Consider the following 6,000-nt stretch of genomic DNA (forward strand, 5'->3'; position numbering starts at 1 on the left):
AAGCTGCTTCATGTGACGTCTCAGGCTGTTCATATCAGACTCCTTGGTTCTTGGGTTATCGAAAAACCTTAGATGGGAATGTGTACTGATTCAACATACAAAACGTTCACGCTTTCATGCTTAACCTCAGAATGTGGAAAGCCCGGTGGCCTCCATAATCCGGTATTGCCAGTACTTGAGCCTGGAGTGATCGGCCCAGGCTGAATAGGGCAGGCTCAGGGTCTGTTCGTTGTCCGGGCCGTGTGTCCAGTAGTCATTAAAGAAGGCATTGGCTTTTTGCGCGACAGGGGCACCCTGATGCACAGCCAGCCACACGTTGGATTCCAGGTTCAGATCATCCAGATTACGGCGGGTAAAATTGGCGGAGCCCAGCAGCAGTTCGATTTGCTCATTCGGCCCACGGTAGATGACAAGTTTGCTGTGGCACTGCTCGCCCCGGGTGTTGCACCAGCGCACCGGAATGCCGGCTTCGTGCAGTTCACGGGCAACAGGTCGGTTGGGAATGCCGTTTTTCTCGTGGCCAAAGGCATCTTTGTTGGCATCCAGCAGCAGGCGGATTTCGACGCCCCTGCGTTGCGCTTCCAGCAGCCCGTTGATAATGGGGCGGTGGGAGAGGTAGAACATGGCCATGTCTAACTGCTCCCCCGGCTGGCTTCGATTGATCATATCCAGAGCAGCGTCCCGGATGGCGGATTCGGTCAGAAGCTTGAGGGTGCCCTGTGAATGGTCGGGCAACTGGCTGTGTCGAGGCGTCCGTTCCAGCCAGCGCTCGAGTGTGCTGCTGTCGGCACCGGACATCCGGATAACCGCCTGTTCGCTACGGATAACATCCATAACTGCGGGGCCACTGAAGGCCAGACCGATATTGCTGTGCCGGCTGCTGCCGTTGTGGGGATTTGCGGAGGTGACAACCGCCCGTAACCGGTCGCCTTCGTCGGCCACCAGAAGCTTCCGGTGATTGGCTTTGAAATTCGGTAGCGCCAGGTAGCTGCGGATGGTGGCGGGCTGGTTGCCAAGGGTATTGGGCAGCCAGCCACCATCCGGGTTGTTGCCCAGCCACCGGCAACACAATCGCCACAGGGATGACCATGCGGGGTTGCTGTCACGCAGCGGTTCCAGATCAGTGACCACAACCTCAATGCCAGCGGCAGACAGCGTATCAAAGTGAGGTGAGTGGGTGCCCCCGTAGAAGGTGTTCAAGGGGTCTGAAATCAGAACAATATCCATGTTTGGTCGAGCATCTTTACGCTCAAGCAAAGCCTGGGTGAGCTGTTCGGCCAGGGGGCGAAGGTGGATGTCCTCGGGGCCGGTGCTGTTGAACAGGAACATGTCCAGCAAGATAAAGGTTTCGGCCTGTTCGATCAGGCGGAAGATTTCGTCGAATATCTCATGATCCAGCGTTGATTGCCCGTCACTGAAATGTCGGGTGGTGTCTGTCAGCAGTTCAGCGTCTTCCAGCGGTGCCGCATCGCCTTGGTAGCGAATGCCGGGCGGAAGTGGTTTGAAGGAGTGCCAGAGGCCAAGGCCGATCAGGCTGAGCAGGACAACGCCGACAATGAACTTGAGGATCATGGTGGGTTCGTTCCATCGAATGGGCATGGGTGCTGGTTCAGTGCTGCTGATTGATCACCCAATCGGCGAAAAGCCGGAGCAATTGGCTGGCCTCGGGTGCTGGCTGAACGGAACTCAGCAAAGCGTTTGCGTCCAGGCCTTCGGACTCAAGATCAGGGTACTGGACTTCCAGGTAGGCTTTCATGATCTGTTCGTCGAATTCCGGATGAAACTGAACGCCCCAGGCATTCTTGCCAACCCGGAAGGCCTGATGGGGTTCAAAGGTGGATCGGCCCAGAAGCACAGCGCCCGGTGGCAGTGCTATTACCGACTGTTTGTGAGTCAGCTGGGCCGGGAACTGTTTCGGCAGCTGGCTGAACAGTGGGTCGTCCTGGGCGCTGTCAAACAGGGTAACCGACTGGGTACCGGTCTCCCGGCCGTCAGGGTGATAATCCACTTTGCCGCCAAGCGCGTGGGCCAATAATTGATGCCCATAACACACGCCCAGAAGCGGGACGCCCGCTTCAACCGCTTGCCGAACCCACGCTGCCGTCGTTTCACTCCAGGCCGCACGATCGCTCACCATCGCCGGTGAACCCGTAATGACGATGCCTTGCCAGTCACCAGGTTTCCCGGGCGGCGGTGCTTGAGTGACGTCTGCAATCGTGAGTTCTAAATGGCTGGAAAGTGCCCGCGAAAACCAGGCATCAAAGTCCCCGAACTGATCCCTGATCTGCGGGTAGGTAGACCCGGTTTTCAGGATCACCATGCGGGCTTTGTGGGTTGTTTGTGTTCCAGCCATAGCCAGCTCCAACTCTTATGACTCTTCCGGGAGTTCCGCGTTGTGGAACACGTTCTGAACGTCGTCCAGATCGTTCAGCATGTCGAGGAACTTCTCGAACATCGGAATATCGTCGCCTTCCACCACGGTGGTGGTTTTGGGCAGGAACTGGATTTCGTCAACATCAAACTCGATGCCTTCAAACGCCGATTCCAGGGCCTGTTTGGCTTTGGCGTATTCGGTGTTGGGGGCAAAGACCGTGATCTTGCCATCTTCGTTTTCGATGTCGGTTACATCGACATCGGCTTCCATCAGTGCTTCCAGAACGGCCTCTTCATCCTGGCCGGAAAAGGCGAAAATGGCGCAATGGTCAAACATGTGTGCCACAACACCAGGGGTGCCGATTTTGCACTTGGTTTTGGTGAAGGCCAGGCGCACATCGCCGAAAGTGCGGTTGGGGTTGTCGGTCAGGCAGTCGACAATCACCATGCAGTTGCCGGGGCCGTAACCCTCGTAACGAGCCGGGGAGTAATCTTCGCCCGCGCCACCCTTGGCTTTGTCGATGGCTTTTTCAATCACGTGTGCGGGAACCTGGTCTTTCTTTGCCCGCTCAATGAGTCCGCGAAGCGACAGGTTGGCCTGGGGATCTGTGCCGCCAGACTTGGCGCTCATGTAGATTTCCCGGCCGTACTTGCTGTAGACCTTGGTTTTTGCCGCGGCCGTCTTGGCCATGGATTCTTTGCGGTTCTGGTAGGCTCTGCCCATCTGTGGTGCCTCTCGTGCTCTCGGTAAAAGGACGGATTTTACTCAACTAGCGGCCTTGGTGACAGCCTATTTTGCTGGCTGGTGGTTCGAAGGTACCAGTTGAATGATGCTTTGGTAGCGGCGACGTGGTGGGCACCGGCTGTTAGCGTGTCAGGGTGTATCAGTCTCGGTGGAGTTTCGCTATGAACGTTGTCCGGCCAACGGTTTTACTGGTTATTGTCATGGCCTTGGCACCCGTTACGGGGATCAGTGCCCAGGAAAATGATGAACAAACCCGCATAGCCCGGGATATGGTCAAGGCGTTGCAGGCCTATGCTGTATACAAAATGGGGCAATACGACGAAGCGTTTGATCGTTACTGCGAGCTGGCTGAGCGGGGCAACAGCCAGGGCATGCTGAATGTGGCCAACATGTATGCCGCCGGTCTCGGAACTGAGAAGAGCCTGGAAAAGGCGTTCGAGTGGTATCTGGAAGCAGCTCAAGCCGGAGACGCCATCGGCATGGAGGAAGTGGCCAGTGCCTATCGCCAGGGCCTGGGTGTGCCCAGAGACGAGAATCTGGCCGATGAATGGCTGGCACGAGCACGGGCTGCGCGCCAGCCGTGATTCACGGAACGATAAACAGAGCGAATCAGACGTATTCCACCGGCTGCCGGTAGTTATCCTGTGAAACCAGATCAATTCCGCAGTCCATCTCGCTGACCCAGTTCAGGAAGCGGTCGACCATCACTGGTCCCTCGAAACGCTTGCCGTGCTGGGGCACGATCATAGCCACATCCATGCCGCGAACCATATTGGCCCAAAGGCCGCACACCTTCTTGGAGGCGATATAGCGACGATGGAAACCGATCATGTTGGGGATGTGCTTGTCGAAATCCTTGACCGGCTCGTGGTCATCTTCACTGCCCATAGAGGCGCCAAGATCGCCTGAGAACAGGATCTTGGAGACCGGATCATAGAACTGCAGGTTGCCCACGGAGTGCATGAAGTGCGCAGGCAGGCACTGAAGGTAGCTGTCACCGAACCGGACGTTAGCGCCGCCATCAGGAATGCTGACGATGCGGTCGTAAACGCTTCCGCTGAGCTGATTGGTGACATAACTGGACACCAGATGCGGCAGGAATCTGGCCCACAGCTTGGAAGTCACAATCTTGGCGCGAGTGTGAACAATCCAGCGATCGATGGCGCCGATGATGTCCGGGTCCTGGTGAGACGCAAAAACATAATCCATATCGCGGATGTTCATATACTTCGAAGCAGCTACCGAGAGCGGCGTGTAAGTGAGGTCTCCGCCGGGATCAATCAGGGCTTCATGTTTGCCATCGACAACCAGGAACTGGTTCGACTGGACGCCTTCGCCAGTCACCAGTGAATCAAACATCAGGCACTTGTGGTGTCCGTTGTCGAAAAGCACAATCGGTTCAGCCGCCATTTCGCTCTCCCGCAGAGGATTGGTTGTGCCATCAGGAAGCCCGGTCAGGCCCCCTGATGGCCGGATATTGCAAGTTGCGCGGGAGGTTACAGAATTGACAAATGTGAAGTGTTGCCTCAGGTCAATTATCTGATATTCATCAAGTAACGGTTTGTCACGCCGGCTGCCCGGGCCGGGGCTCTCATGGCATCAGGCCAGCTTGGGGACCCGCTTGATCCCTCGGCGCAGGCCCTGCTCCAGAGCGACGCTGACCACCTTCCCGGAAAACGGCACTATGTCTTCAAAGGTGATGGTGTAGTTGAGCTGGGTTTGGCCATCCGGAGTCTCCGAAAAGCGAATCCTGCCCAGATGGTTCTTGATCGGGCTCATGCTGGTGATGGCATACTCAATCAGCGTATCGGGCTCGAAGTTCAGTACGGTTTCCTCCAGTGAGAGGGGGCCAATGCCGATCTTGCGCACAGAGCCAAGGCCGTTCGGGTCTGCCTGGTCACTGTCTTTGATCCGTTTGACCGGTGCGCCAAGCATTTTTCCGAAACGCTGGTGATCTGCAAACAGGGCGAATACCTTTTTGCGAGGGACATTAAAAGTCTCATTGATTTCAATGGTGTACATAGCCATGGTTGCTCTCTTGTTGTAGGCATTGGGACAAGAGTAACCGTTCACAGAGTTCAACAAAAGTCGCAGATGTGGGCAGATGCAAGGTTGGCCTTACAATCCACACTGGTTATACTCATGCACGCTCAGGACGAGTAAGCAGTTCATCATTAATCTTCAGGGACCGAAGTCATGCCCCAGGCAAGCGGATTGCAGTTCACCGCCCGTGTAGGCGAATTCCCCTCAGATCACTTTGTTGTCGTCAGCTTCGTGCTGACCGAAAGCCTTTCCCAGCTGTTTCAGGGCCGAGTGCATCTGGCCAGTACTGACCCGGACGTGCAGGCGGCGGATATCCTGGAACAACCGGTGGACCTGGTGGTGTGGCAAGACGGCCAACCGGTGCGGCGCTTTACCGGCGTGGTCAACGAATTCGTCCGCGGCAACACCGGCCACCGCCGCACCGCCTACGAAGTGGTCATCCAGCCCCCGGTCTGGCGCCTGGGCCTGATGCACAACAGCCGCATCTTCCAGACCCAGGCCACCGACGCCATCGTGCGTACCTTGCTCGAAGAGCGGGGCATTATTGATACGGTCTTTGACTTCAAACGCCCCCCTGAAGAACGGGAATACTGCGTCCAGCACCGGGAAAGCGACCTGCAGTTCATTGAACGACTGGCCGCCGAAGAAGGCTGGCATTACCGTTACCAGCACGGCAGCGTGGATGGCGAAGAACAACCGGCGTTAATCATCGCCGACCACCACGGCGACGCCCCGAAACTGGACCCGGTGCCCTGCAACACCCAGGCCGGCGGCAGCAGCAAACAGGCCTGCGTGTTCAGCTTCGCCTACGAAGAGCGCATCAAAGCCGCCTCCGTGGC

General features: G+C 56.9%; 7 protein-coding genes. 2 read left to right on the forward strand and 5 right to left on the reverse strand.

Annotated elements, in window-relative coordinates:
* Positions 1–126 precede the first annotated feature (126 nt).
* The 3 genes from C7H10_RS02670 to C7H10_RS02680 are packed head-to-tail and all read right to left on the reverse strand — an operon-like array spanning position 127 to position 3,097.
* Positions 127–1,599, reverse strand: a complete 1,473-nt coding sequence (locus C7H10_RS02670) for a phospholipase D family protein (RefSeq protein ID WP_244178160.1) — start codon at positions 1,597–1,599, stop codon at positions 127–129.
* A 10-nt stretch (positions 1,600–1,609) separates the two neighbouring features.
* The gene (locus tag C7H10_RS02675) at positions 1,610–2,353 is read right to left on the reverse strand and encodes a glutamine amidotransferase (protein WP_244178161.1); all 744 of its coding nucleotides are present in this window, start codon (positions 2,351–2,353) and stop codon (positions 1,610–1,612) included.
* Positions 2,354–2,368: 15 nt separating this feature from the next.
* Positions 2,369–3,097, reverse strand: a complete 729-nt coding sequence (locus C7H10_RS02680; protein WP_058091693.1) for a YebC/PmpR family DNA-binding transcriptional regulator — start codon at positions 3,095–3,097, stop codon at positions 2,369–2,371.
* Positions 3,098–3,279: 182 nt separating this feature from the next.
* Here C7H10_RS02680 and C7H10_RS02685 point away from each other — a divergent pair, with 182 nt between their 5' ends.
* Complete coding sequence (locus C7H10_RS02685; protein ID WP_106693641.1) at positions 3,280–3,702, forward strand: tetratricopeptide repeat protein; 423 nt, start codon at positions 3,280–3,282, stop codon at positions 3,700–3,702.
* A 25-nt stretch (positions 3,703–3,727) separates the two neighbouring features.
* Here C7H10_RS02685 and C7H10_RS02690 read toward each other — a convergent pair whose 3' ends face one another.
* Both C7H10_RS02690 and C7H10_RS02695 read right to left on the reverse strand, forming a co-directional pair.
* Positions 3,728–4,528: an oxygen-binding di-iron domain-containing protein gene (locus C7H10_RS02690; RefSeq protein ID WP_106693643.1), complete on the reverse strand. Its 801-nt coding sequence runs from the start codon at positions 4,526–4,528 to the stop codon at positions 3,728–3,730.
* Positions 4,529–4,717: 189 nt separating this feature from the next.
* Positions 4,718–5,146: an SRPBCC family protein gene (locus C7H10_RS02695; protein ID WP_058091690.1), complete on the reverse strand. Its 429-nt coding sequence runs from the start codon at positions 5,144–5,146 to the stop codon at positions 4,718–4,720.
* A gap of 168 nt (positions 5,147–5,314) precedes the next feature.
* Between C7H10_RS02695 and C7H10_RS02700 the strand changes: the two genes are divergently transcribed.
* A partial coding sequence (locus C7H10_RS02700; RefSeq protein ID WP_146136788.1) for a type VI secretion system Vgr family protein occupies positions 5,315–6,000 on the forward strand: 686 nt, incomplete at its 3' end.

It is taken from the genome of Marinobacter shengliensis, assembly GCF_003007715.1.
GTDB lineage: Bacteria > Pseudomonadota > Gammaproteobacteria > Pseudomonadales > Oleiphilaceae > Marinobacter > Marinobacter shengliensis.

Coding starts and splice junctions, on each gene's coding strand:
- C7H10_RS02670 (WP_244178160.1), bottom strand. CDS start 1,599: ATGCCCATTCGATGGAACGAACCCACCATGATCCTCAAGTTCATTGTC.
- C7H10_RS02685 (WP_106693641.1), top strand. CDS start 3,280: ATGAACGTTGTCCGGCCAACGGTTTTACTGGTTATTGTCATGGCCTTG.
- C7H10_RS02695 (WP_058091690.1), bottom strand. CDS start 5,146: ATGGCTATGTACACCATTGAAATCAATGAGACTTTTAATGTCCCTCGC.
- C7H10_RS02680 (WP_058091693.1), bottom strand. CDS start 3,097: ATGGGCAGAGCCTACCAGAACCGCAAAGAATCCATGGCCAAGACGGCC.
- C7H10_RS02690 (WP_106693643.1), bottom strand. CDS start 4,528: ATGGCGGCTGAACCGATTGTGCTTTTCGACAACGGACACCACAAGTGC.
- C7H10_RS02675 (WP_244178161.1), bottom strand. CDS start 2,353: ATGGCTGGAACACAAACAACCCACAAAGCCCGCATGGTGATCCTGAAA.